The 26768-nt window shown below is 46.9% G+C and carries 23 protein-coding genes and 1 pseudogene; all 24 read right to left on the bottom strand.

Translation table 11 applies throughout. From position 1 onward, the window contains the following. Window positions 1-116 precede the first annotated feature (116 nt). The 24 genes and pseudogenes from BC351_RS40900 to BC351_RS40785 all read right to left on the bottom strand — a co-directional run bounded on the left by BC351_RS40900 (window position 117) and on the right by BC351_RS40785 (window position 26768). Window positions 117-1097, bottom strand: coding sequence for an aldo/keto reductase (locus BC351_RS40900; RefSeq protein ID WP_079421430.1), 981 nt, complete (start codon window positions 1095-1097; stop codon window positions 117-119). A gap of 3 nt (window positions 1098-1100) precedes the next feature. Next, window positions 1101-1694 (bottom strand): glucose-6-phosphate isomerase, encoded by a 594-nt coding sequence (locus BC351_RS40895; protein ID WP_079421429.1) that lies wholly within the window; start codon window positions 1692-1694, stop codon window positions 1101-1103. A 42-nt stretch (window positions 1695-1736) separates the two neighbouring features. Next, complete coding sequence (locus BC351_RS40890; RefSeq protein WP_079421428.1) at window positions 1737-2675, bottom strand: shikimate dehydrogenase family protein; 939 nt, start codon at window positions 2673-2675, stop codon at window positions 1737-1739. Continuing rightward, complete coding sequence (locus tag BC351_RS40885) at window positions 2669-3631, bottom strand: phosphoglycerate dehydrogenase (protein WP_079421427.1); 963 nt, start codon at window positions 3629-3631, stop codon at window positions 2669-2671. Before BC351_RS40885 ends, BC351_RS40890 begins: the two co-directional genes overlap by 7 nt. A gap of 11 nt (window positions 3632-3642) precedes the next feature. Further along, the gene (locus BC351_RS40880; RefSeq protein WP_079421426.1) at window positions 3643-4629 is read right to left on the bottom strand and encodes an SMP-30/gluconolactonase/LRE family protein; all 987 of its coding nucleotides are present in this window, start codon (window positions 4627-4629) and stop codon (window positions 3643-3645) included. Window positions 4630-4669: 40 nt separating this feature from the next. Continuing rightward, window positions 4670-5713 (bottom strand): zinc-dependent alcohol dehydrogenase, encoded by a 1044-nt coding sequence (locus BC351_RS40875; RefSeq protein ID WP_079421425.1) that lies wholly within the window; start codon window positions 5711-5713, stop codon window positions 4670-4672. A 29-nt stretch (window positions 5714-5742) separates the two neighbouring features. Beyond that, window positions 5743-6702 (bottom strand): PfkB family carbohydrate kinase, encoded by a 960-nt coding sequence (locus BC351_RS40870; protein ID WP_079421424.1) that lies wholly within the window; start codon window positions 6700-6702, stop codon window positions 5743-5745. Next, a complete protein-coding gene (locus BC351_RS40865; protein WP_208629928.1) occupies window positions 6699-7742 on the bottom strand; it encodes a glycoside hydrolase family 88 protein in 1044 nt (347 codons plus the stop codon). The genes BC351_RS40870 and BC351_RS40865 overlap by 4 nt, the downstream gene beginning before the upstream one ends. Continuing rightward, window positions 7739-8419 carry a ThuA domain-containing protein gene (locus tag BC351_RS40860; protein WP_079421423.1) on the bottom strand — a complete coding sequence of 227 codons (681 nt, stop codon included), beginning with the start codon at window positions 8417-8419 and terminating at the stop codon, window positions 7739-7741. Before BC351_RS40860 ends, BC351_RS40865 begins: the two co-directional genes overlap by 4 nt. Window positions 8420-8633: 214 nt before the next feature. After that, window positions 8634-9140: pseudogene (locus tag BC351_RS41955) on the bottom strand (glycoside hydrolase family 95-like protein); the annotation flags it as partial. Beyond that, window positions 9040-9447, bottom strand: a complete 408-nt coding sequence (locus tag BC351_RS40850) for a glycoside hydrolase family 95 protein (RefSeq protein WP_158082400.1) — start codon at window positions 9445-9447, stop codon at window positions 9040-9042. The pseudogene BC351_RS41955 and the gene BC351_RS40850, both read right to left, overlap by 101 nt. A gap of 14 nt (window positions 9448-9461) precedes the next feature. Next, entirely contained in the window at window positions 9462-11246 is a 1785-nt protein-coding gene (locus BC351_RS40845; RefSeq protein WP_079421420.1) for a right-handed parallel beta-helix repeat-containing protein, read from the bottom strand. A 105-nt stretch (window positions 11247-11351) separates the two neighbouring features. Next, window positions 11352-12980, bottom strand: a complete 1629-nt coding sequence (locus BC351_RS40840) for a type 2 periplasmic-binding domain-containing protein (RefSeq protein ID WP_079421419.1) — start codon at window positions 12978-12980, stop codon at window positions 11352-11354. Window positions 12981-13038: 58 nt separating this feature from the next. Continuing rightward, window positions 13039-13971: a carbohydrate ABC transporter permease gene (locus tag BC351_RS40835; protein ID WP_079421418.1), complete on the bottom strand. Its 933-nt coding sequence runs from the start codon at window positions 13969-13971 to the stop codon at window positions 13039-13041. Next, complete coding sequence (locus tag BC351_RS40830) at window positions 13971-14879, bottom strand: ABC transporter permease (protein WP_079421417.1); 909 nt, start codon at window positions 14877-14879, stop codon at window positions 13971-13973. The genes BC351_RS40835 and BC351_RS40830 overlap by 1 nt, the downstream gene beginning before the upstream one ends. Window positions 14880-15064: 185 nt before the next feature. Next, window positions 15065-16483: a response regulator transcription factor gene (locus BC351_RS40825; protein ID WP_079421416.1), complete on the bottom strand. Its 1419-nt coding sequence runs from the start codon at window positions 16481-16483 to the stop codon at window positions 15065-15067. After that, complete coding sequence (locus BC351_RS40820; protein WP_079421415.1) at window positions 16476-18263, bottom strand: sensor histidine kinase; 1788 nt, start codon at window positions 18261-18263, stop codon at window positions 16476-16478. The genes BC351_RS40825 and BC351_RS40820 overlap by 8 nt, the downstream gene beginning before the upstream one ends. Before the next feature lie 181 nt (window positions 18264-18444). Continuing rightward, window positions 18445-19653 carry an MFS transporter gene (locus tag BC351_RS40815; protein WP_079421414.1) on the bottom strand — a complete coding sequence of 403 codons (1209 nt, stop codon included), beginning with the start codon at window positions 19651-19653 and terminating at the stop codon, window positions 18445-18447. Between the two features lie 14 nt (window positions 19654-19667). Then, window positions 19668-20795: a Gfo/Idh/MocA family protein gene (locus tag BC351_RS40810; RefSeq protein ID WP_079421413.1), complete on the bottom strand. Its 1128-nt coding sequence runs from the start codon at window positions 20793-20795 to the stop codon at window positions 19668-19670. Between the two features lie 21 nt (window positions 20796-20816). After that, window positions 20817-21635: a sugar phosphate isomerase/epimerase family protein gene (locus BC351_RS40805; protein ID WP_079421412.1), complete on the bottom strand. Its 819-nt coding sequence runs from the start codon at window positions 21633-21635 to the stop codon at window positions 20817-20819. Window positions 21636-21640: 5 nt separating this feature from the next. Beyond that, entirely contained in the window at window positions 21641-23167 is a 1527-nt protein-coding gene (locus BC351_RS40800; protein WP_158082399.1) for an ABC transporter substrate-binding protein, read from the bottom strand. 52 nt (window positions 23168-23219) lie between these two features. Beyond that, on the bottom strand, window positions 23220-24104 hold the full coding sequence (locus BC351_RS40795; protein ID WP_425270971.1) for a carbohydrate ABC transporter permease: 885 nt from the start codon (window positions 24102-24104) through the stop codon (window positions 23220-23222). A 17-nt stretch (window positions 24105-24121) separates the two neighbouring features. Continuing rightward, window positions 24122-25054, bottom strand: a complete 933-nt coding sequence (locus tag BC351_RS40790; RefSeq protein ID WP_244209355.1) for an ABC transporter permease — start codon at window positions 25052-25054, stop codon at window positions 24122-24124. Between the two features lie 97 nt (window positions 25055-25151). Then, a complete protein-coding gene (locus BC351_RS40785; protein ID WP_079421410.1) occupies window positions 25152-26768 on the bottom strand; it encodes a response regulator transcription factor in 1617 nt (538 codons plus the stop codon).

Genomic DNA, 26768 nt, shown 5'->3' with positions numbered 1-26768 from the left:
CAATATCTATAGAGTACTAGAATTAGACCATCTTTTGAATAAAAAAGATTGAAAGCCCGATTCCTTGTAGGAAACGAGCTTTATCATGCTTGAGCGTATCTTCTATCATAACTTATTTACCAGGAATAGGATTCGGGAGCCGGACCACCCGGTCCAGGGAATAATTCGTCAAGTCTTTGCAGAACAGAAGCATCCAGCTTGATCTCAACAGCCCGGAGCACATCACGCAGCTGCTCAACTGTACGCGGTCCAATAATCGGTCCGGTAAGCGCGGGGTTCGCAAGCACCCAAGCCAGAGCGACGTTAGATTCCTTCTCCCCGAGCTCTCGACAAAGAGCGGAATACGCTTCGAGACTAGATCTGTTCTTCTCAATAACAGCCTTCTGTTGTGCGGTGCGGTTGCTTAAAGTCGAATTAAGCGCGCTGCCGCCTAGAACGCCCCCTGCCATCGGGCTCCATGCGACAACGCCAATTCCAAGATCATTCGCAGCTGGTAGAACCTCCAACTCGGGCGTCCGGTTGAGCAGGCTGTAAATATGCTGCTCAACGACCAGCCCCATGAACTTGCGATCTTTGGCAGCCGCCTGTGCTTTGACGAGATGCCAGCCGGCAAAGTTGCTCGAACCAATGTAATCGGCTTTCCCTTGGCGCACCACGCCTTCAAGAGCCTCCCACAGCTCATCCCATTGCGTTCGCCAGTCGATATGATGCATGAAGAATAGCTCGACATGCTCCGTCTGCAAGCGGCGAAGCGATCCTTCCAAATGTCGGCGAATTTTGTACAGTGACAATCCTTTCTCATCGTTAGGCCCATCGAGCGGATTGCATATTTTTTCGTAAGCCTTGGTAGCAAGGATCACTCGTTCGCGACGATTGCCCCCTTGGGCAAACCAACGGCCGATTATGGTTTCAGTAGCACCCGAGTTCTCGCCCCAACCATAAATATTCGCAGTATCGAAGAAGTTAATGCCTGCATCCAGCGCTTCATCCATTATACGGAATGCTTCCTTTTCATCGGTAGACACGCCGAAGTTCATAGTGCCAAGACAAAGCCGGCTAACCTTCATCCCAGTTCTTCCGAGATAGGTGTATTCCATCGGTTAACTCTCCTCTCCGTCACGCCATTTTGGATTATCGACAACGACAGGAGCGCCCTTCTCTTCAACAATCAGCTTGCGAAAACCTTTGGTTTCAATTGTGCCGTAATCATGACCTGAATCCGCGCGATACACGAAAAAAGTCACAAGTGATTCATTCCCTGTATTCACGCTTCGGTGGGCATAGCGAGGTGGGACGTATACGGCCTGTCCGGGGGTGAAACGCTCGGCTTGCCACTCTCCCTCTGGATTCTCCATCAGCATATACCCTTCACCGCTTAAGCAATAATACACTTCAGGAGTATCCAGAATGGTATGGAAATGACCCTTCGTCATGTAATATTCACGTCCAACTTTCCCAGGATGCACAATACTCGTACCAAACAACAGCTCGTTAGGGGCTTCTGGCATCGTCAGCTCATAAAACTCATAGACAAGCGGATCGCCTTCCGCTACCAAATTAGCGAATGCTTTATCATTCTCATACATCCCGGCCATTTTAGACAACATCCGTCTGGTGGAGGCATAATCTCTCGACAATCCGTTTGTCAAATCAAAATGAGCGGAAAAAGGGATCGTAGCAGCTTGTAAACTCATCTAGTTTCTCTCCAATCTATCGGTAAAGTCGGGCAAAAAGGGTTAACGCAGAGTGCCTGCGATGCTCTCCAGCTCTGCAAATGCAGCTGGATCTATGTCCAGATGGAAGACTTCCTGAATCACTTGCGTCCAGCCGTGAATAAAATAGATCCAGCCATCTTCGACGTGAAGCATGCTTCCTTCCTTCTGGCGGTTGGCTTGGTGCAAATAATCAAGAGCACCTCGATAGTTAAGCTCCCATACCAAACTTTGGGATGGAAAACATCCCTCATCGGTAATGGGTGAGCCGGGCTGATCTTTACCAAGCCCTGTGGCATTAACGACCAGTGAATGCGGCTTTAACCCGCTCAGAATTTCGTCGTTCTTAGCCGATTCTGGCGTTAAGTAATAGGCGGCGGCGGCATCGGGCGCAACCAGCTTCATGATCCGTTCTATTTCGTCCAGACGCTGCTTGCTCCTGTTGGACACGATTAGTTTGGTTGGCCGGTCCTTTTTGCGCGGATCAAGCAGATAAGCAGAGATTGCGATCGCGCTGCCGCCTGCCCCCATGACAAACAGCTCACCGCCATGCTCCTCCCAGTAGCCCTCGGGGACGAAAGCCTCCAGAGCCAACCCGCTGGAGATTGGGTCCTTGGCATAGCCTTCCAGCCGGCCGTCTTTCTTGGATATGGAGGAAAGCTCGCCGAACATCGTCGCATAGGGGTCCAGATAATCAAACAAATCTTTGGCTGCATGGTAAAGATCGATTTTATGAGTCGTTACCAATGCTCCAAGCGATAGTTCATCATTTTTAATAAATTCAACAGCTTCTCTGTACAGATCAGCATCAGCGTGAATGCCGATGTCGATCCCTTGAATGATGGCGTCCTTGAGCCCCAGTGCTTTCGCCCAGAGCGGGAATAATTTCATAATTGAAGATTGAGCCGTCGTCACGCCAATGAAATAAAGGGTTGGCCTTTCGGCTTTTTGCAGCTTTAGCATCTTGCTGCTCCTTTCGAATGTTCTTCCAGCATATTTAATAAATTGTATGTCGATATCGTCGCCATTCGCTCCACGGCTTCTTTGGTGAAAGCTCCTGTGTGTGAGGTTAGCAGAAACTGCTCCAAGCCTAACAATTTATGGCCCGCTTCCGGCGGCTCCATTGAGAATACATCCTGAGCGGCTCCAGCAATTACTCCTCCAGCAAGAGCGTCATACAAAGCTTCTTCGTCCACAAGTTCCCCTCTGGATGTATTGATAATCAGAGCTGAGCGCTTCATCTTGCCCAATGTTTGACTGTTGATCAGGTGCTTCGTCTCCTGCGTATAAGGAAGATGCAGCGATACGATATCGGACTGCTCCAGCAGCGTATCCAGATCATGTAAACGGCGGATACCGTTCGTCTCCAGGAAGGATTCATCGTGCATGTAAGGGTCGTACATGGCAACCTGCATGCGAAGACCTTTGGCTCGGAGCGCAACCTCTCTTCCGATCTGGCCTCCGCCAACCACACCGATGATCTTGGAGGTCAGCTCGACGCCTAAGACCCGCTCCCACCCGCCCTGCCTGACCGCAGTAACATTTTGCGGAATGTGTCTTGCCAAAGCAAACAGGAGACCGATCGCGTGCTCGGCTACCGAAATGTGATTCGTGCCCGCCGCATTTCTGACTTCGATGCCAAGCTCCTTGGCTTTCTCAAGATCAATATTGTCCAGGCCCATCCCGTATTTCGAGATGGCGCGCACATCTTTGCATCTCTCCAGCACAGCTGCCGGCAGCGGGTCAACCCCAATAATGATGCCGACGACGCCTTCACTGGCAAGCTCAATGATTTCCTGCTCCGTCATCGTTCGCCCGAATCGGTTCTCCACGATCTCGTAGCCCCGCTCGGCCATAAGCGGGTATACAATTTCCTTGTAATTATGAAATGATTTCGGAGTGATTAGTACTTTTTCCATACAGGACTCCTTTATAAATCGAGCTCTGACATCGTTGCCGGCAGTTCATGCTTGGTATTCACTTTGCCAGGGCCCGTTACCAGGTCGAAACAAGAAACGATCAGCTTCCCATTCCAGATAATCGGCTCACTAGGCTGATCGAGTTCACCATTGAAACCATTGGAATCCGGGCTTTGGGCGTACCGTTCGACTGTGCCATCCGGATATACCTTGGCAATTGCATTGGCTGAGAAATCGGCAATATACAAATGGCCACCTTCGTCCATCACCATGCCGTCGGTCGTCTGCAGTTGATCTGGGTTCTTCGCCCAAACGACGTTGTCCTTCACTGTACCATCCAAATTAAACGTAATCTTGTGGACGGCTCCATCGCCGAAATTGCCTACATACAAGTTGCCTTGCGGATCGAACTCAATGCCATCGGCACCATATTGATCGTTCTCATTGAGGGTCAGCAGCGTTGTCAGCATATGCGGATCATCCAGCGTATTGTTGATCTGAATGCCCTCCTCGTCGAGTCCGAACCGATACACACAGCTTCGCAGCAGTCCCGTAGGATCCTTTACCTTGGTCAACACACTTTGTGTGACATACATATGCGAGCCGCGAATGCGAATCCCGTTAGGATGCTCCATCCCTTGCGCAACAACAGTCGCTGCAACCACTCGGTCATCCACGATGCGAAGCCTCAGAATCCGGCCTTTGAAGCTGCCTGCCTCCGAGCCCGACCAGCCTTGATTGTCGCAAATATACACGTCACCGTCCGGTCCGAAAGCGATGCCCATCGGGCAAGCGATTCCTGTATCCGCATGAACCGGTACTTCGACCCATTTGCGCACTTGTCTGTGGGAATCGATTTTGACGAGGCAGCCTGGCCGGGAATGATCGGCGAAATTGGGACAGGATAGCACCAGTGTTCCATCCGATGCTACCGCCATACCATCGGGTGTCGTAACATACTCTTCCGGCAATAATGTGAACAATTTTGGTTCTTTCATTTTAAATTCCTCCTTCAATCTATGTGTTTCGTCCCTTCGTTCATTTGAACGTGATCACTGTTTTCTTCAGACCGCTGTTTGTTCCAACCAACTCGAATGCTTCCAAAATGTGATCAAAGTCGAATACTGTTGATACAAATGCCTCTGGTTTCAGAACACCGCACGCAATCCAATTCATCACCTGCAGGTGGCTCTCCGATTCTTCCAGCTTTGAGGGCCATTGAATGAAATCCAGATGCCAGTTATACGGCGCTTTGGTCCAATCCAGACGCATTTGGGTTTCGGGTGAAATCCCGTAGCAACAAATATGCCCGTAGGGTGCAAGCAGTTCCATACTCTGGTTAATAATTTCATTTTTACCGACAGCATCCACAGAAAAGTCCACACCGTTATGACAAATGTTTCTTACCGCTGCTGTCAAATCGCATTGCTTGCTATTAAAGGCGTAGTGCGCACCGGCCTGCAGCGCCTCTTCCACCTTCGCGTCACTCGTTACAGAAGCGATGATGGGTCCCATACCCAGCAGCTTGGCAAACGTGACGAAGGCAAGCCCGACAGGACCCGCTCCAAAAACGACCACACTCGCATTGGGGCGGAATCCGAAACGTTTGCAAGCGCTGAGCACCTCGCGAAAGGTAATGATCATGGGAGCAACCGTGATATCAATATCATGCGGCAGCCGCTGCTGGGCATAGTAAGCTTCGGAGAATTCCGGATATCCCGGCCCTTTGCCATCTTCGAGCAAAGATTTGCTGTCTCCTACAACCGCATATTCGGAGAAAGCCCCCCATCCGGAATGAACCCCGTCCGTCACGCCTTCGAGAAACGGCAGCAGCACTAAATCTCCAACTTGCAAATGCCGGACGCGTGCCCCCGTCTCCACCACACGACCTACCCCTTCATGCCCCAGCACCGCAGGATACGTATCAAATCCTTTGAATTCCCCATGAATCAGCTTCATATCCGTTCCACGGCAAATGCCGCAGCTAACCATCTTCACCAACGCCTGATATTCCCCATGCACGGGCTTCGCTATTTCACGGATAGCTAGCTGTCCGTCTTTGTCTACAACCAGACTTTTCATAGCCTCTGACTCCTCTCTGCACGAAGCGCTCAAACTATCAGCGCCTCTACCTCCTCTTTCGTCGGCAGCGAAGGAATCGCGCCGATGCGCGTAGTCGCTAGGGAACCAGCCGCATTAGCAAAAAGCAGCATCTGAGGCAGCCCTTGTTCCAGATGGGGTACGCCTGCTTTCATACAATGCGCAAAGTTATGCAGCATCGCTGCCACGAAAGCATCTCCGGCTCCCGTTGTATCCACAACCTGAGCAGCATATCCGGCTACATATCCACTTGATTGCCCCGTTGTGTAATAACACCCGTTTTTGCCCAATGTAACGACAACCAGTTTGGCTCCCCGGTCTAAAATGTACCGGCCGCAAGCCTCGACATCTTGACAGCCCGTTATGAACGGATACTCTTCCTCACTGATTTTGACAAAATCGGCATAGCCGAACCCTTCATTAATTTCCTTGTATGCCTGCTCCGAGTCTCGCCACAGATCCATTCGCAAATTGGGGTCATAGGAAATCAGCAGATTGTGGGCACGCGCATATCCAAGTGCACGAAAGGTAGCTGCTTTGCTGCTTTCACTGCCTAAGCTAATAGACCCGTAATGAAAAATTGTCGCATTGCAAATGTAGGATTCTACAATTTCTTCTGGCATGAGACGCATGTCCGCTCCAGGGTGACGATAAAACATGCATTCCCGATCTCCGTCCGGCTTTTGCGCCACGAAGGAGAGCGTAGTCCGGGCCTCCTCATCAAACGCCAAATAGGAGGTGTCCACCTTCAAATGCTGAAGCACGCTTTTCAAATAGTAGCCGAACGGATCGCGCCCGACCTTGCCGATGAATCCGGCAGTTCCGCCTAATCTTGCAATACCAGCTGCAACATTGGCCGGCGCTCCGCCTGGTGCTTTAAGGAAACCTGTACTCTCCGTCAAAGGTACATCTTTGTTCGTGGAAACGAAATCAATTAACAATTCTCCTAGACAAATGACATCCAGACTCATGACTCCCCTCCTTTACCGTTCTCCGTTGACGCTCCAGCTTCTCCAGCTCTATTTGCGCTTAGCAGGGCGAATGACCTAGCTGCGCTTTCCATTAGCATGAAGAATGCCTGACTTTCCGGAGCGGTCCCCGGCCGATCAAAAAATGGCGCCGCGCACGATCCTTGAACGAGTCCATCGCTGTCGACACGTCCGTGAACAGCTCTGCGCATACCATCCGCGTAGCGTGCATAGCCATTGCCCAGAAGTCCCATTCCAATAGCCCGATAAATGGTATAGCTTAGCATTTGCGCTGCATTGGTCTCGACAAATGTCTCTGCATCATCCATAACATCGTGGAACAATCCATCTTCGCGCATATGCAGCAAACAACCGTCAATCGTTTCCAGCAAATAGCCAGAAATGCGGTTTCGCTCCGCCTTCATCGAATCAGGGAGGCTGTCCAAAACCCTGACCATGCCGGCAGCTGCCCACCCGTTGCCTACACCCCAATGCGCTTTGCGAACGAATGATTTCGCCCCATCATCCCATATATGGGAAAACAACCTGGCCTCCGGGTCCCAGAGAAGCTTCCAGTAGCCATCAACTTGTCTTACTGCTTCTTGGTAATAACCGCATACCGCCAAAAAAGGCGGCGCCATATAGAACGAATCAATCCAAACCTGCGGCTTATCTACCACATGGTGCAAAATCCCCTCCTCTGTTCGGGGGGCTTGGTGCAGCAGCCATTCGAGCATGCTTGCCTCCGCCTGCACAAACATCGGGTCGCCCGTGTGCTTAGCTGCATAGGCAACGGCTTCGCCATTGGCCGCAGAGTCAGTAACTGAGTATCCGTCATTCATGACACCCAGTTTACCCGAAGCATCTTGCCGAACAACCGCATCTCTCGCTAACAAGATTGCCAGCTCTGAATCTCCGCTTTCTAACATTGCTTGAGCTGCAACCCCTTGTTCCCAGGAAAATCTTTGCATGCTGAGCAGTGCTCTTTTTACTCGTTCCACTCGCTGCTCATCTTCAATCAAGTTAGGCGCTCTATCTGTCACAGCTGCGTCTCCTCCTTTATTGCGATTGGCTTGCTCACCGAATTGCTCACGCCCGCACACCAAGCAAGCGCTTCTCCCAATAGTTGAATGACGCTCGCATGTTCTAATCCATCGGGAAGATGAGCCGGTGTGAGGCAGCTCACTCTGCCATCTCCAAAGGTATGTCTCCAAGCAGCGATGGAACTCCCATCTACGGAGGAAGAACGTAAATAGACTTCGGTCTGATCTTCCTGACAGCTTACAAAATAGTGTTCGTCCAGTATCGTAAACCTGATGCCCGCTCCTTCATAATCTACAGGCTGGTGCAGCGTCGGATGTGAGAGGAAATGACCTCTCAGCATCTGGACATACTCGCCATTTGCCGGGTAGGAGGCAAGGCCGGAGTGCCAGGCCAGCCAGCCGCCGCCACGCATGACATACTGTTGGATCGCATGACTTATTTCCTCCGTCATCCACATCCATTGCGAATCACCTTCGGGATCAAGCCGATTCTCCTTGAATAGAACGACAGCATCCGGCCGCTCGTCTAATGCACCGATCAAATCCTTTATTTCAATTATTCTCACTTCCGTAGAAGTCCGATCTCCGATAGCGGAAAGCACCGCTGACATCAAAGACTTTTCGAGTAATTCTCTGGGATGATAGTAGTCCCCCAGGACAGCAAGTATTTTATACATAGGTCCTCCTTACAAGCATCCAACTCATTTATTCAGATCCAGTGTACAGCCAACTTTCTTTCTCAAATTCATCATATAGGCATTAACATTCGGGCAGTACCCCACATCTTTCGCAAATCCTGTATATTTATTCGATGCTTAGTCCCTTTCCATTGCTCCTTATAACCTAAAAAGACCGGAACCCCATTCTGCCCTTGGAGTTCCGGTCTTGTAATCATGGAGTGGTGATGCTATACCCTCTGCCTTTCACCGTTGCAAAGCTGATTATCCCTGCCTCAGCCGTGTCTGTCTGAACGCGAACATCCGCATCCCATACCTCGCTATGTTCATCGATACGAAGCTTGCACTTCTCCCCGGCTTGGGACACTATTCGTACATGCCGAATGAAGCCCTCTTCCCAGTTGATGTCAACTTCAAATCCTCCACGCGCCCTCAAGCCTTTGACGGAACCCTCCGGCCAGCTGTCCGGCAAGGCGGGAAGCAGTTCTAGATACCCCTGATGTGATTGCAGCAGCATCTCGGCAATGCCAGCGGTTACTGCGAAATTGCCATCGATCTGAAACGGCGGATGCGCATCGAACAGGTTGGCATATACGCCTCTCTTGTTTTCATAAGATTGCTCACTTTTTACAAGCTGCAGCAAATTTCCAATCAGACGCAAAGCTCGATTGCCGTCTCGGAAGCGTGCCCATAAGGCTACTTTCCAGCCTAAACTCCATCCCATGATCGAATTGCAGATGCAGATCGCCAAGCGGCAAATAAGATTGCGTATTAGGCCCCAACATGCCTCTGCTCAATTGATCCGCTTCCAGAAACCGCCCCTCATATAAAAGCTGACGCACTTCCGGAAGCAGTTCCTTCGCTTGGGGATTGTTCCAGTCCTTTGGCGGACCGGACCATAACGTATCTTCATTTAATTGCAGAAGCTCCTTTTCCACGCCGCCGAAGATCATAGCGCCAAGCCGCCCATTGCCGACAGGCAATGCTTCCGTCCATTCTTTTGCAGCAGCCTTGTAGGTAAGATCCATATTATCCTCCGTTCTCATTCATAATGAATTTTCAAGCCCTGTTCCGACGAAATCACCACCGAATCCGGCTTCATATGTTTTATTTGGACATGGTTACAGGGTCCTAACTGTGTGAATGTATTATTATCGATAACCACTTCACTGCAAGCCTCCAAGTTGATTAAACTGGCTGCATCGGAATGGGCATTGAACGTCGACCCGACAACATCATTGTTCAGAACTTGCAGTCCCTGCGTGCTTTTGGCGTGTACGAGAGGATATCCATTGAGATGGAATTTATTGTCTACAACACGAATATGTCTGTGAACTGGGCTGCCCTCATGCATGTCCTCATTTTCCGGAGCAATGTGAATCACCGGTGTTCCGCAATTCACAAAACGATTACGACGAATCGTGACGTCGGTTACCATACCTGACTCATACCAGCTTTGCGCATCATCGCCTATCAAAACTCCGCTCATTCCCATTCCTTCGAACTGATTGTCCTCAATAACGACTTTTTTCCTTGTCGTAACCAAAATACCGCGGGTAGGAATCCGCAAGAAACGATTATTGCGAATATCGACTTCAGGTGTCCATGAAGCATTCTCGACGACATCTCCTGTTTCTATCTCTTCAGGAATGGATTGTTCGAGTGTTAGCAACATATCTCGCAAAGTAATTCGTTCTGCCTTCTTCACCGTGCATGAAGCATATACAGTAAGCGAAGCCGCTCGCACGAAATCAATCGTATCACCTGAGAAAAACCCATCAAAACCATACGTTTGCCCATGCATGTAGCGTACAATTATTTGATGGGGAGCTGGCTGATCAACAATTCGCAAATGCGTTCCATGCACATTGACCGCATCATCATGAGCTCCTTCGAAATGGCTGTTCTCGATGCTCACGATCCCTCTGACACTCGATAGATGCATAAAATCAGCAAAAGCAGCACAAGTGCGGCCGGCTTCCAGTCGCGGTGCCAAGCGCAAGTGATTAAACAGCAAATTTTCGCTGAATTGCCCGACAATTCCTAAACCATGCATATAATGAATATTCAAAGAGGTTCCCTTGATGTTCGTGCTTTGATGAATAAATATGCCCACTTGATCCCGAATTCCATCGCGCATTTGAAACACGCGTCCAACTTTCGTTGCCGGCAAGCGATCATAGTGAAGCCGCAGTTTGCAAGGCTCAAGCTCCTCTATACGAATGGCTTCTGTTATCGGGTTAGGAACACGATACGTCGTATTAGTCTCAGGATCATATTCTTGTGCGGGTCCATCTGTATACCGCCAGCCTTCGCCAATCCAGCTAAGCGCTCCCGCTTTGAACTCATACCAGGAATCCGCATGGGTTCGAACGTCCAGATGCTGGCTCCCCACCGCTTCAACTGTAATCTCTGACATCGTAGGACGTTCGAAATCCGTGCTAAAATTATTTAGCGCTATATGATCGCAATCATCCAGCACGATCATCGTCATTTTCCCGTGAAATAGGAACAGCGAACCGTGCCCTTCCACCGTTAAGTGACGAATCCCCTTGAATAGCAGTCCAATTGTTTTCGTAATGTCAGGGTTTTCTTCTTCCGTTGTGGTGTTCGAAATATAGTAGGGAATTGGGGCAGCATATTGGGGGAAAAAGTCATACCGGCCTTCGGGGAACTCAAGCACGGCAGCCCCATCAACAGCTTTAACAGCATCTATCGCTTTCCTCACAGCAACAACAGCATCTTGCCCTGAATCGGGAACTGCTCCATAATCGGTAACACGGATTACCGTAGGGGTGGAACCGGTGTTAAGCTCGTGAATTGGCATTGGCATAATCCTCCCTGATCTAGATCTATTCGCTTCCTCGATGCGCAACCAAGGAAATGTCCTGCTTGAAGCTTGCAGAACATTCCCTTGGTTATCTCGTCTTCTTTATTTATTTTGCTTAGCCATTTCTGCCGTTACTTCCGTAATAGCTTGCTGTAAGCCTTTGCTGTCGTAGCCCTTCAGGATATCATGCCACATTTTGACCGGGTCGTCTTTGCCCAAAATGACTTTGGTGAAATCATCGTCGAAGTTGATCGCAGAAAGCTTATCTTTGGCTGGCGTGGACATTGTGCTAATTTCGAATGCGGTCGGAATCGGTTTCGCATTCGCCATTTGCCACTTCAACTCATTTTGAATAAACTTCACAGGCTCTTCTCCAAAGGTCGTTCTGTTCGCTGCGTTATCTTCTATCGAGCTGGCATTTCTCCAAGAAGCCAGCTGCGAGATGATATCAATCGAAGGATATTCTTTCTTCAAATCGATAAACTGGCCCTTCTCGTCTTTGGGCCGAATGACCGTATAGTTATCGCCATCCTTCGTGTAATCCTTGCCCGCAATGCCATAGTCGAACATCTCTTTGCCCGCAGGAGATAGCAGCCAATTATAAATTTGTAAAATACGATCCATTTTTTTATCGTCGACATCCGCGTTGATCATGCTTTCAGACCACCAAGAAGTTGTGGTATGACGATACACATTGCCGTCTGCGGCAGGCCATAGATGAAGAAGCTTCACATGATCAAAGAAATTTTGGCCCGGATTATTTTTCTCCCATTCAGCTTTGACCCCGCTCGACCCTTTAACCGAATCTACATTAAGCGCCAAGGCCCCTGCTTTATTCTGATAAAACTTTTGGTTCCCCTCTCCCGCTTTCTCCACCGCAAAGTCTTTATCCATCGCACCATTTGCATACAGTTTACGCGCTTGTACAACGACAGCATCCATTTGCTTGGAAGCATAAAATGGTATCCATTTCCCGTCTTCCTTCAGCCAGCTTTTATTGCCGAACTGCGGGAACGTCGGAACGAAGATTGAATTGAAATAGCCGAGCGTATTCATGACAATCCCCGTCTTGTCTTTCTTGTTGCTGCCATCCACATCCTGTTCAGCGAACGCTTTCAACATCGTTTCAAATTCATCGAAGTTTTGCGGGTCCTTGATCCCTAATTTATCCATCCAGTCCTTCCGAACATAAATCGCGCGGTCTACCGCCCATAGATCCGTATTGGGATAAGTCATACGCGGTATCGCATATAGCTTCCCGTCTCTATAAATGCCTTGAACGTCCTTCGCTTTGGCTATCGCTTGCACATTCGGATATTTGCTTAAATCATCCGGCAAGGCATGAATCAGCTTCTGTTTGATCCACTCGTTGTAAGTTGCCGGAATATCATTGGTCATACTGTGGGTAATAATATCTGGCAGTTCGCCAGCCGCAGCCCATACTTGCGATTTTTCCTTATAATTGTCCCAACCGATATCCATGGCCTTGAACGTCACATTGAAGTCCTTCTCCAGCTTTTGCAAGATTTCATCATGTTTCTCAAAGCCGACCCCAATGCCCCACCAAGAAAGAGAGATCGTTAGATGATCTTTCGAAGATCCGTCTTTGGCTGTGCCTGCTGCCGTTGAGGAGGTTGGGCTCTTGTCCGGTTTCTGACTGCAGCCGGTAACGAGCGATGTGAGCAACACCGAAACTATCGATAAGGTGCCAATCAATTTTAAATGCTTCATAGTTTTGTTATCCCCCTATTTTCCTGTTTTATAATAAAAGCTTCATGGCTTCTACTACCTACCCTTTAATCGAACCAATCATGACACCTTTTGTAAAATACTTCTGCAAGAACGGATATAAACAAACAATCGGCAGCGCGCTGACAACCAAAACAGCCATTTTGAGCATCTCGGGACGCAAGCTCGTATTCTGCGATACAACTGTGCTTGCATTGATATTGGTCAACAGCTGCTGATAGTTCGTAAGAATTTCTCGTAAAAGCGCTTGCAAAGGAAGCAAATGGACATCGGTCATGAACAACACTCCGAACCACCATTCATTCCATCGATCTACCGCGTAAAAAAGCGCGATGGTCGCCAGCATCGGTCTGGATATCGGCAAAATAATTTGATAAAGAATTTGAATATCGTTGGCACCGTCTATCTTGGCTGATTCCTCCAGCGCCGCTGGCAATGTCCGGAAAAAAGCCATACAAATAATCAGATAGAATGTATTGACTGCCACCGGCAGGATCATGACAAGCAAATTGTTGATTAAGCCATAGTTTTTCATCGTCAAGTACAGAGGAATTAACCCACCGTTGAAGAACATGGTGAAAATAATAGCCGACATGATGAATTTCTGTCCGGGAATTCCTTTTTTAGACAAAACATACGCACCAGAAACCGTAACAATCATATTGATGCAAGTGCCTACCAAGGTGACAAAAAGGGTGACATACAGCGCTTGCAGAAACCGCGGTTCGTGAAAAATATAGCTGTACGCCGAGAAATCAAAAGTCGTTGGAATTAAGTAGACAATTTGCTTCGAAACCGCAACCGAATCGCTGAACGACATCAAAATGACATTGTAGAAAGGAAAAATCATACAAAAAGTTAGAAGAATAAGAACCGCATGAATTACGATATCGGCGATATTGCCCTTTCCTCGCCTTTTGGTTGCTTGCTTGACGCTTGCAGCTGCTCTCTGTTGATCCACCGTTGTTTCCATTACAGCAGCCCCTCCCCGCCAAGCCTTCTCACCATGAAGTTAGCCGAATATAAGAGCGCAAAATTGATGACCGCTTTAAAAAGTCCAACGGCCGCTGTTACCCCGAAACTTAATCCCCCGCCAAAAGCTGAGCGATACACATACGTATCGATAATATCTCCGGTTTTGTAAACACCTGGATTATACAAATTAAAGATTTGTTCGAATCCGCCATTCATCGCATTGCCTACAGCTAATATGAGCAAGATTGCAGCAGTGCCGCGGATTGATGGCCAAGTAACGGCCCAGAGCTGCTGGTAACGGTTCGCGCCATCCACGTAAGCGGCTTCATACACTTCCGGGTTAATTCCAGCAATAGCAGCCAAATAAATAATCGCGCTCCAACCGACTTCTTTCCAAATGTTAGAAAGGAACAAAATGGGTCGGAATAAACCGGCATCTGTCAGAAAGGTATATTTCTCGAAACCCAAAGATGAAACTAGCTGATTGAGTACCCCCGAATCGCCTAAGAAGTTAAGCATGATGCCGCTTATAATCACCCAGGAGATGAAGTGTGGAAACGTATACACAGTTTGGTAAAACTTCTTAAACTTTTCTCTCGTGACCTCATTAATCAGCAAAGCAAGAATGATCGCTACCGGAAACTCGAGTACGATTCTGCCTAAACTGATAAGGATGGTATTGTTGAATGCCTGCCAGAAATCGCTCTGTATCATCAACTCATTGAAATTGGCTAAACCAACCCAAGGACTATGCAGCATGCCTGCTTTGATATGGTATTCTTTGAATGCAAGCACAACCCCATACATCGGAACATATTGAAAAAACACGTAATAAAGTAAAGTAGGAAGAAGTATCAAGTACAAATACCTACGTTTATAAATTTCCTTCCCGACTAACTTTTCCATCGCCATCCCCCTCGTAAGCGCTACCATTTAGCATGTATTTATTATCTCTGAGGGAGGCCGCAGCGTCTATGCACGCAATTTATGCCTTTTATCAGAAAATAATCCGCTCACATGACTCAACAGAAATGTTACGAGGATACTTCTATAATTCATCCATAGGAATGCTAAAATTTGTCCATACCCTTTTACACGAGCTGTTCATTGCGATATTGCGTAGGTGTTTTTCCCATTATTTTTTTGAATAAGCGAGTAAAGTAAAAATAATCATGATAGCCAATTTTTTCGGAAACCTCTTGAATAGACAAACTGCTGCCATCTAATAATTCGCAAGCATACTTGATTCGCAGCTTGGACATATACGTGGTAAATGTCTCCCCTACTTCTTTCTTGAATAGTTGGCTGATATAACTTGGATTCATATAAAATTGCTCAGATAGGTCCTGTAAAGATATGTCCTGCTGAAAGTTTTCTGTGACGAATTGGAACATCGCGTTAAAGGTTTGGTTCTTGGTCTCTGCCAATGCCAGATCAGGTGTTTTCAGATAGCGGGCAGCCAGAGATCTCAGCTCGGCCATCATATCGAATACATGATCGAACGATTGTGCCAATTGCTCGTAGCTGTACAAGATATTTTCCGTCTGGCCTAGCTTGAATAGAAAAGATACGGTCATATTGTACACTTGGAAAGCATGACGTATGGATAATACCTGCTCCCTGAACAAGTCCTCTATGCTGCTAAATACAAGCTGAGCGCTTTTGTGATCTTTATCGCGGATGGCATCGCTCATCCTAAGCATATGTTGGTTTAATTCAGCATCCTTGAACAGCTGAGGTTCATACGCGCGATTGTCCTTAGTGACAAAAAATTGATAAGCCATCACATCGGCATTGGCGATTTCACCTTTAATTCCGCTCAGTTCGCAAACTTTATTGCTTACCCCGATTCCCATCATGCCCGCCGGAAACTGAAGCGTCCATTTTGTCCGCATAGCTTCAGCTTGCCTTCCGCTTAGTAAATATGCAGTTTTGGAGGTGCCGGTTTTGAGCTTAATTACACGCTCATGAATATCTGGAAGTTCTCCTGAGCCAACAGAAACGACCATTACGATGCCATCTACAGCCACATCCGAGATACCGTGCTGCATCAATTCATCCTCGAGTTTCCGCTCGTTCGCGGCGCTTGGGTCCTCTATCCAAGGAATCAGGGATGAGTCGTCGGAAGGCTTGCCAGCTTCCAGCATTTGATTTAGTTTCATCAGAACTCCGGCTATTTCCAATTCATCAAACGGCTTCAAACAGTATGCGACCGCACCGTAATTCAACGCTTTCTGCACATAGGCAAACTCCGCGTAACCGCTGACTACTACATAATGAACCGGAAAAGGCAGTGATTTGCCTCTTTGAAGCAGCTCCAAGCCATTCATTTCCGGCATCCGTATATCTGTAAAAACTACATCCGGCTTGTACCTCCATATGGCTTCCAAAGCATCAGTTCCGTTGTAAGCTTGACCTACTACCTCGAAGCCATAGCGCTCCCAATCGATCAAATCCTTAAGACTCTCCACGACCCAGCTTTCGTCATCTACAAGCAATACTTTATGCATCCTGATCCCTCTTCTCACCGATTATCAGTTGAATGTGTGTCCCGTTTCCAAAGCTGCTTTCAATCTGTATACCGCAATCATCACCAAACATCAACTTAATCCGGTTGTTGACATTGACGAGACCGATGCTCTTCTGTTCTTCGAAATCCGCTAAGTCGGAAGCAGGCGCTGCCAGCCTGCTGCGCAGTTCTTCCAATCGCCCAGGGGCTATGCCTGTCCCATTATCCAGCACGGCTACGACCAGCCTGCCTTGATCGTCGATAGACGCTTTGATCCATAACTCGCCTTTTCTGAGCGAAGGCTCGAAGCCATGATAGATCGCATTCTCGATTATCGGCTGCAGGATCATTCTGGGAACTCTATAAGCAAGCGCTTCCTCTGTGAACTCATGATGTACCGAGAATCGATCCGCAAAGCGGATTTGCTGAATCTGCAAGTAGGCGTCAATGATCTTGGTTTCCTGTATGAGGGGCACAATGTCAGCCCCTTTAATGCTGTATCGGAAAATGCTGGATAGTGCCCGCGTCATTGTTTTGATTTTACTTTGCCCTTCTACGACAGCGAGGCCCGTAATAGCCTCCAGTGTATTGTACAAGAAGTGCGGATTGATTTGACTCCTCAGAAAGGCAAGCTCCGACTTTTTCTTTTCCAACTCGATATTATATAATCTCGTGTTTGTTTCAAGCAAAGTCTCTGTCAAATGATCAATCTCATCCAGCATGCTGTTGAACTCGGAAGCCATAATACTAATTTCCATGTAGCCTTGCAGCGAAATTCGCCGCTTGAAATGAAGAGAGTCCCCTCTTTTGAGTAAAGTCATGAAAAAAATCAATCTTTTGATCGGCCGCAAGATGTTATTAATAATGAACATGAAGGGGATCGATAAAATAAATAAACAGATGCTTAAAATAATTAATTCTTGCTTTCGGATATCGAGCAAATCCCGCAGCAACTCATTTTTGGGGACCATGCTCAAAATACTTCCACGAATATCCGGCAGCTTTTCCTCCTGCATGACGTAGGGCTCGCCCTTCCATCTGATCACCTTGCCTTCTTCAACGTGATCTTCCAAAGAAATACCCGATAATGGACTGCCTACTTGCTCATTTGTATTGCTTGTAATGACCTTTTGATCCCGATCCAATAAATAAATTTGCGTATTCGTCTGCTTTGTCGCATATTCCTGTTCGCCAACCAGCGCTTTCGGATTCACAATAAAGTACAGCGTCCCCACATGTGTATTAAACAGGTCGCCTTGTTTCAAGTAATAAATGGTTGTAGCAAAAATAATCCCTTCCGCCGTTCCATAAAGGCTGCCAAATTGTTGGATCCCTGCATAATAAGCATTCACTTTAGGCGGAATGAATTGTCTCATTTGGGATACATAACTGTGACCGCCATTCAGGTCTACCCAAGCGCCGTCATCTCCCGAGATGACAATGTCCATAATGCCTTCTTTTAGCTCTTTTTGATTGCTTAACAAACTATTTAGTTTTTTGAAGAGCTCATATTTGGCCAAGTTATTGTTTTCAACCAAAAAGCTTTGTACATCCTCGCTGTAGGATATATTTTGCATCAATCTATTAATGACATCCTTGTTGGAAGTCACATTTTTCTTGATTTCTGACACCGTTTGCTTGACGTAATCTTCATGACTTCGTGTGACCATCCCGGACATCATAGAATAAGTATGAAAGATAATACTGAGGATAACAATAATCGTTGTAATCGCCAATATCACTAATTGTGAGCGAATGGATAATTTCCTTAAAAAGGCCACTGCAGTTCATCCCCTTCTCCAACATTTACGACTTATCCCTGCTTTGATTATACGAGGAATTTATTTCTGTACACTAGCTATCCCAACATTTACATAATACTTTCAATTCCTCGCGTAGTAAAATTACCCTTAACAAAAGAGCCCGAAACCGCCATTGGGGTTTCGGGCTCTGATTCATTAACTACATCGTTTTTTCACTTTGTGCGCTAGCATAACGCTCATTTATCCGGTACGAATTCTGTAATAAGAAGAAACCGATAAAACCGCAGATCGTGATGCCAAAGCAAATTTGGTACAACACGGCTGCTCCTAGATTCTCGAACATCCAGCCGCCGAGTATCCCTGCTATGATTCCGGATATGCCTCCCCATGTCAGACCATAAACCGCTTGCCCGCTGGAACGGTATTCCCCCGGGACAAGGTGTGAAGTAAGCTGTGTCCCAACGTAGTAGTAGCCACCGAATGTTATGGCATGCAGCAATTGGATGAATATGACCTGGATAGCCGAACTCGCGACAGACATCAATAACCAGCGAGCCGAAAAGAGTAGGCTGATCACGGTCAACCAGCCCAGCATGGTGCGCGAATTTTTCTTCAAATACCGGTCCAGCAGCAAAAATACGGGCACTTCCAGAATGGCTGTGGCGAAGGCAGCCCAACCGACAACCGTATTAGTTCCGCCTAAGCCCCTAATGTAGATACTGAGAAAGGTCGTATTCATCGAGTTGGGGATCGATATAAGCACGCCCAAACAGACGAAGATCAGGAAATATTTATTTTGAAATACCGTGAAATAGCCTTTGTTTGTAAACTTCGCTTTCTGCTCCCTTTCGTTGCCGCTGGGCATCAGGAAGGTAAAGAATATGGCGAATAGCAGCATCGCATCGAATACAATCCAGAGCTTGTTAATTCCCAGCCAGCCAATGATCGGACCCGCAATGACCGCAATAAGCGCCCATCCCAGCGACCCCCACGCACGGAACTCTCCAAATTTACGATTAGTCCCCTCAATGACGTTAAGGATCAAGCTGTTGCTTTGCGTGAACAGCGGGCTTTGAAACGTGAAATAAAACAGCATCAGACTGTAAATCAATGGGTAGGATTCCGTCATAAACACAAATTGCATGACACTAAAGTTACCGATTAGGCAAATAATTAGAATGCGCTTGTTGTTGCGAAACCGATCCGCACAGTACGCCCAGAATGGATTAGCTACCAGTCCGATGAGCGGGCCACCGGCTACCAGAAGTCCGATCTGCACATTTGAAAACCCGATATCCTTCAGATATAACGCGAAGAATGTGCTATAAATAGCCAGGGCCCCATAGAGCACAAAGTTGAACACCTTCAGCATTCCAAGCATATTGCGGCTAATCGTATGATCCGGCATGTTTCCTTCATCCCTTACAATTTGACATTGGTTGACTCAGAATACGCGATGATCTCCTCTTCCGTTACTTCACGTCCCAGTCGGTCGGACAGGTACACGCCTTCGCTGATGAGCATGGTCTGCAGCGCAATCTCCGCAGTCGGCAGAAGGGGTACTCTTCCCTGCAAGGCCGCGATCCAATGATGCTGCGAGGAGCTGTACGCATCGTAGTTCGCCTTGAGCCTGCCCCAGCGGAGCTCCATGTCGTCCAGGTTCACGTTGCTGTCCATATCCATGTCCGCCATGGTCGTATGAAAGCTAAGACCACTCGTCTGAGATATGGACGAATACGAAGGAAGCCGTATTCCGCCCTTGCTGCCCATCATACTTGACCCTTCGAAACCTCCCATATGGATCGACCATGCCTCGATGAGATCAAGCGTTGCCCCGCCTTCGAATCGGATAAACCCGACACCAAGCTCTTCGACGTCGAACTCGGATTCGATTCTTCTCGCCTCGTCCATATCCATCTCTTGATAAACTTTGCCGGATACGCTCTTCACCTTCGGAAGATCCAGAAGATATAACATCTGGGCAATGTGATAGACCCCCATGTCGAGCAAGGCGCCTCCTGCTGCAGTTTCTTTCCGGTTGAAAAACTTGGTGCCATAGCCATCTACGAACGGACGTCCTCTGCGGCGGAACCCTGTTGATCTGGCATGGTACAACTTGCCCAAGCTTCCTTCTTCAATTAACGCTTTGGCTGCTTTGGTCTCTTTCTTATACAGGGTGTTCAGTTGGATTTGTAGCATCTTGTTGCAAGCTTTGGCCGTCTCCAGCATCGTATTGCCGTCATAATAGGTCCCGGCAATCGGCTTCTCGCAATAGACATGTTTCCCTGCTTCAAGAGCTTCAATGGTGACTGGAGCATGGAAATTGTTATGGAGGCAGACATCGATCGCATCAATGTCCGCCCGTTTCAGCATCTCCCTGAAATCGGTGTATACATCCTTGATTTGAAACTGGTCGGCTACATGCCGGGCGGCTTGCTCATTAATATCACAGACAGCGACAACCTCAGCATGCTCGATCTGAGCATAGTTTTTCAGATGCGTAATACCAATCAATCCTACGCCAACAATGCCAATTCGAATTTTACTCATTTGTATTCGCTCCTTTGATTTCTATTCTTTTACATGCAATAATACTTTTTTCATTGCGGCAACGGCCCACTCCACCTGAACATATTGATTGCCCGGCGCATTATCCTCAATTGCCCAATAATCTTTAAATCCTCTGTCATGCAGCGTTTGTGCAATACGAATGGCTCGATCTTCCGCAGCCAGCGTTTTGCCTCCAAAATGAACATGGCATGCCCATGGCGCGATAATGGAATCTCCATGCTCGGGATCAACCTTCCAGCGGTCAACATGCAGCAAAATACCGAAATTAGGATGGTTGACCGCCTCGGCGATCTGCTTCAGAAAATGAGGATTAAGAGAAGGCCCCATATGATTCTCCGGGCCAACCTTACTGCCGAAGTCAGCTGCGATCCGGCAATACTCTTGATATCTTTGTACGATATGCTCAAATTGTTCTTGGCTCATCTCGAAGAAATCGCCTTTGGGATCATTCGAATACGAGCCGCCTGTATCAATTCGCACCGTCTTAGCGCCTAGTATGTCTGCTGCACGCAAATGCTTTAACGCATTGTGATATTGCAGCTCGCGTTGCTCCTTGTCCAGATCCCATAAAGAAGCGGTATCGATGGCAAAGTTAACGACTGTCATTTCTTTCTCATCGAGGGCTTCACGAATTTTATGAAGATAATCATCATCGGCCAATTCCCACACAGGCTTGCTTTTGTCCACGAAGAAACCGTTATACAAATCAACCGTGTTCAGACCGTAACGATATTTCACCGTTTCCAAATAACCAAAAACGTCCATTTTACCTTGTACAAATGTGTTCTGGAACGAATACCCGCCAATAGATATCTTCATTTCGCTCATCTCCCTGACTTTTTGTTTTTTGCTGCCCATTCATCCAATTGCTTCTGCTTCTCAGCAATGACCTTATCTATCCCTGCCGCATGTAGCGCAGCATTGAATTTAGGAAGATTGACTTCTGGATCCAGAGCGCCATTCTCTAGACCGCTTTGGTATTGACGAACAACGTTTGTAATCGCTGCCAACTCCGTTTTTACCGGCGATGGGTTGTAGCTGAAACCAAGGGCTGCAGACTTTTTGGATTCTCGATTGTATTGATCCATCTCGTTCCACAGATCAGGATTGTCTGTTATCCAAGTGTGCGATAGAAGCTGATTGCCAAACATCCACCCTTGCCGCATGTTGTAGCCGCTGTTTGTAGCATTGACGCCAGGCGGGAAATCAATTGATTTGCCAACCTTTACATAGTGCTTGCCCTCAATCCCCCAGTCGATGAGATTAATCAAATCTCTATCCGAGTTGAGCAAGTTCAAAAACATCATGGCCCGCTTCGGATCTTTGGAATTGGCAGGGATACCGAGCATAATAGCTGTAATATTGGTTGTACTTGTGACTTGCTTGCCGATATTGACCAGCTCAAGCTTCGTATTCGTACGCGTTTCCGTCTGGGCCAGCGCACCCGGCTTGCCTTTTTGAATGACGCCGAAACCGACGTTAGCCTTGATTAAATCGACTGCTGTTTCTTTGCTTGTCGAAGCATCTTTGCTAATATAACCTGCTTCATACCAGCGTCTAACCGTTTTTAACAGCTTCGCGTACTCCGGCGTCTCAAATAAATTGACGACCTTGAGATCATCTAAACTATTTAATACGCCAATATTGTCACCCAGAATGTCCCAGCTGCTTTCCAATATACGATTTAAGATAGGTGCAGAAGCACCTGGCTTGCCAAGCGGAGTTATCGTAGGCTCATTCTTCCGAATCGTCTCCAGAATCGGATCCAAATCGTCAAACGTTTTCACCTTGCTTGCATCCAGTTGATATTTTTCCAGTAGATCCTTGCGCATCATAACGTTGGTATTGGAGGCAAAGTCTCTAATACTTGGAATGGCATAAATTTTCCCATCAACTTTGGTTGCTTCCAATATCTCCGGTTGGAGGGCTTTAAGAATGTCTTGCCCTTGGGATTTAAGCAAATCGTCAAGCGGCAGCAATTGTTTTTGCGCTACTTGCCTTGAAAATTCCGTGCCTCCTGTTACGATTAGATCGACTTGTTCATTTCCGGTGAGCATAAGTATGGTTTGCTGATCCCAAGCGGCTGGTTCAATTCTTTCCAATTTAACTGTCGCATTGATTTTTTTGAGCGTGATTTGGCTCATCTCTTTTTCAACCAACTCCAAATCCTTCTGAGCCGGTCCATAAAATACTAACTTAACCTCATATGGCGGCAGCTTCTCATCACCGGCTTTAATCGTTCCCTTATCTCCCTCAACCACAGTAGACTTAGTCGATTCTTTGCTGCAACCTGCCAGTATCATCGACAACAATGTCATGATCAAAAGCATAATATTTACCCTATTACGCATAGTAGATCCTCCCATTCTAATAGTTGCGACCCTCTTGGAACTCATTATTGCTTTATCCTTTGACTGCACCTACGGTAAGTCCCTTTGCAAAATACTTTTGAAAGAATGGGTAGGTCACTAGGATAGGAATCACGCCGATGGCGGCAATCGCCATTTTCAAACCATTATTAGGAATGCCGTCTGGTGTCCCCATGTCAGCAACAAAATGCGAGTTACTGGCCAAGTATTGCGCATTCAAGAGAATGGTGTTGAGCAATACTTGAATACTGTACAGCTTGCTGTCCGTTATATAGATGAGCCCATTAAACCAGTCATTCCAATAATTGATCAATTGAAATAGGCCAACCGCTCCCAATACCGGGGTAGACAACGGCAGAACGATTCGAGCAAAAATTGTGAATTCGCTGGCGCCATCCATATAAGCTGACTCGATTACCTCGTTTGGAATATTCATGGTGAAAAATGTGCGAATCAGAATCACAAAGAATGCGCTTACAAGTAATCCAGGAATCAGCAGGGCGAATAGCGTATTTTTGATCTGGAACACATTCGAATACATTAAGTAGGTAGGAACAAGTCCTCCATGAAACAGCATGGTGAAGAAGATAAAGAAAGAAATTGCGTTTCGTAGCGGCATATCTTTTCGAGAAATCGGATAAGCAAGCAGCGTCATCACGATCAAACTAGTAACTGTCCCGATTACGGTTACGAAAATCGAGATGCCATATGCCCGAATCAGCATAGCCGGCTCCTTGAACAAGTATTTGTAGCTCTCCAGACTGAATTCTGTCGGAAACAACGTGTAACCGTTCTTGATAATCGAATTCTCGCTTGATATCGATGATGCAACAAGCAGGATGAAGGGGATTAAACAAAGCAAGGAGATTGCGATAAAGATACCATGCATCACCCACTGTTCCGTTTTCCTAGGCATCATTTCATCTCACTCCTTTTTTAGAACAGTGAATTATCCGGATTAATTTTCTTAACGACATAGTTCGAAATCAGGATGATGATAAACCCAACAATCGATTGATATACCCCTGCCGCAGATGACATGCCGATGTCTCCGTTTTTGAGCAGAGCCCGATAAACATAAGTATCGATAACATTGGTTGTTGGCATCAGAACACCGGAGTCAAGCGGGACTTGATAGAACAGACCGAAGTCTGAATAAAAAATACGGCCAATTTGGAGTAAGGTCATGATGATAATAACTGGCATAATCAGGGGAATTGTAATTTTAAAAATTTGCTGCAGTTTACTGGCGCCATCGAGCGTTGATGCCTCATAATACTCCTGATCAATACCAACTACAGCCGCGAAATAAACGACACTCAAGTACCCTGCTGTACTCCATACTTTGACCAATGTCAAAATGTATGGCCAATACTTGGGATCGTTGTACCACATGATTCCATCATGGCCCAAGAGCGGAAGGATCGTGTTGTTAATGAGTCCCGTTTCCATACTGAGCAACGAATAGACGAGATAACCAATAATGACCGAAGACATTAAATAAGGAAGCAATAGGATACTTTGATAAAACCGGGGTAAGAAACGATTTTTCAATTCATTCAATAATACGGCCAATGCGACTGCGACAGCCAAATTAAGGGCAATAAAGACCAGGTTGTACAAAATTGTATTCCTTGTAATGATGTAAGCATCTTCTGTTTTGAACAAATACTCAAAATTTTTGAACCCGACCCACTCGCTGTTCATAATGCCCTTGGCGAAGTTAACATCCTTAAAGGCAATCGTTACCCCGAACATGGGAACGTAATTATTGATGAGCAAATAGAAGACTCCCGGTATTAACATAAGATAAAGCATTTTGTATTTCTTCATCTTCTTTAAGCTCGCATTGCTTACCCATGATGACATGGTTGTGGTCCTCCTTTCCGCAATGTACTGGTGATTTCATCGCTTGATTACATTGTAATCTTGGAGTCCCCTGCCGGGCCACTACTAAACTGACATGTTAATAATACAATTCTGACCTTTGGGATTTACGATACTCATTTGGATTCATGTGCACCCCATGCTTAAATATCTTTGAGAAATAAGAAAAATTCGAATAGCCCACACTTAATGCGATGTCGCTTACGGACATATTGGTGGTCACGAGCAGCTCCTTAGCCATCGCAATTTTCTCTTCCACTATAAACTCCACAAGGGATTTGCCCGTCTCTTTTTTGAATCGTCTGGACAAATAGTCCGGATGCCAATTGACATGCCTTGCAATATCCTCTCTAGAGATGGCCTCGTCAAGATGCTGCTTAATAAAGGTTAAGATTCTATCCATGATCGATTGGGTATCCTCCGTTACATAACAAAACTTGATCGTCTGATCCAGCGCATACTTCACCCAGATCTGCAGATCAGTCACAGAGCGTATAGCCTGCGACATTTGCTCGATCGCTATCGCTTCCCCAAGAACCTGATAGGCTTGCCATTCTTTGAATTGAATAAAAGAATAAATCATCTGCAAGAAATTTTGGAAAAATTGTTCCAGAACCTCTGCTTTCAATCCAACGACTTCCTTAAGCGAGTTCAAATAGCGCTCTGCTTCGGAAAGAATGGCGTCATAGGCGCCTTGCTCGAGCATCTTTAACCAGACGTTCATTTGCAGGACATCGATCGATTCCGAGCTCTTCAAATCCTCGCTTAAGAAGAAAACGTGATTACTCCGATTCAGGTTGCTATCCTTCATACAGATCAAGCTGTTATATCGGATCGCCATCTCATGGATCCATCCCTGCTCGCCCACATAACACGAAAGATCGCAGCGGAAATATTTGTTGCACGACTCGATGTACATTTCACACAGCTGTCTCATATCCTCCATAAGATTCTCGGTCTGTTCACGTACAGGAAGGATCGCTACAAACACGTCACTGCTCATGCGTACCAATTGGCCATGTTCATCGCCGCGAAAGATCATATGGTCCGCGGCATTCAGAAGCGCATATTCCATAAGCTTCTTATCTTGAGCATTCAACTTCTCCGCCCAGCGCTGAACGAAGATCAGGATCGGCAGGAAGGATTCCGTCTCTCGGATTGGCAGGTTCTTTCTGTGCAGAACATCCCGTATCCGCTCCGGACTCGATAGGCTCTGATCCATCACTTCCTGCCAGAACCTCTCCATCAAAACAGATCGGTTCGTATGCCATAGATTGGCGAAATATTGGTTCTCTATCATGCTGATGTGCTGTTCTCTTTTTTCACTAATCATCTCTATCCCTTTTAGAACAACTGCTCTCAGTTCATTGAACTTAACAGGCTTGAGCATATAGTCAAGGCTTCCCAATTGGAGAGCTTCCTGCGCGTAGGCAAAGCTTGAATGGCAGGTTAGAAATATGGATTGCGTTAACGAATGTTGCTCTCTTACCCATGACAACAATTCAAGTCCGCTGCTCTGAGGCATCTCAATGTCGCAAATCATAATGTCAATGAGATGTTCACCAAATATCCTCATCGCTTGCTTCGTACTATGAGCCACATGAATATGGGAGATCGACAATTCTGCCCAATTCACTCCAGCTTGAACGGCTCTCACCGCATGGATCTCATCGTCAACGATCAGTAATTGATACAT

This window comes from Paenibacillus ferrarius (assembly GCF_002027705.1).
GTDB lineage: Bacteria > Bacillota > Bacilli > Paenibacillales > NBRC-103111 > Paenibacillus_E > Paenibacillus_E ferrarius.
This window is presented reverse-complemented; position numbering and strand designations above follow the sequence as displayed.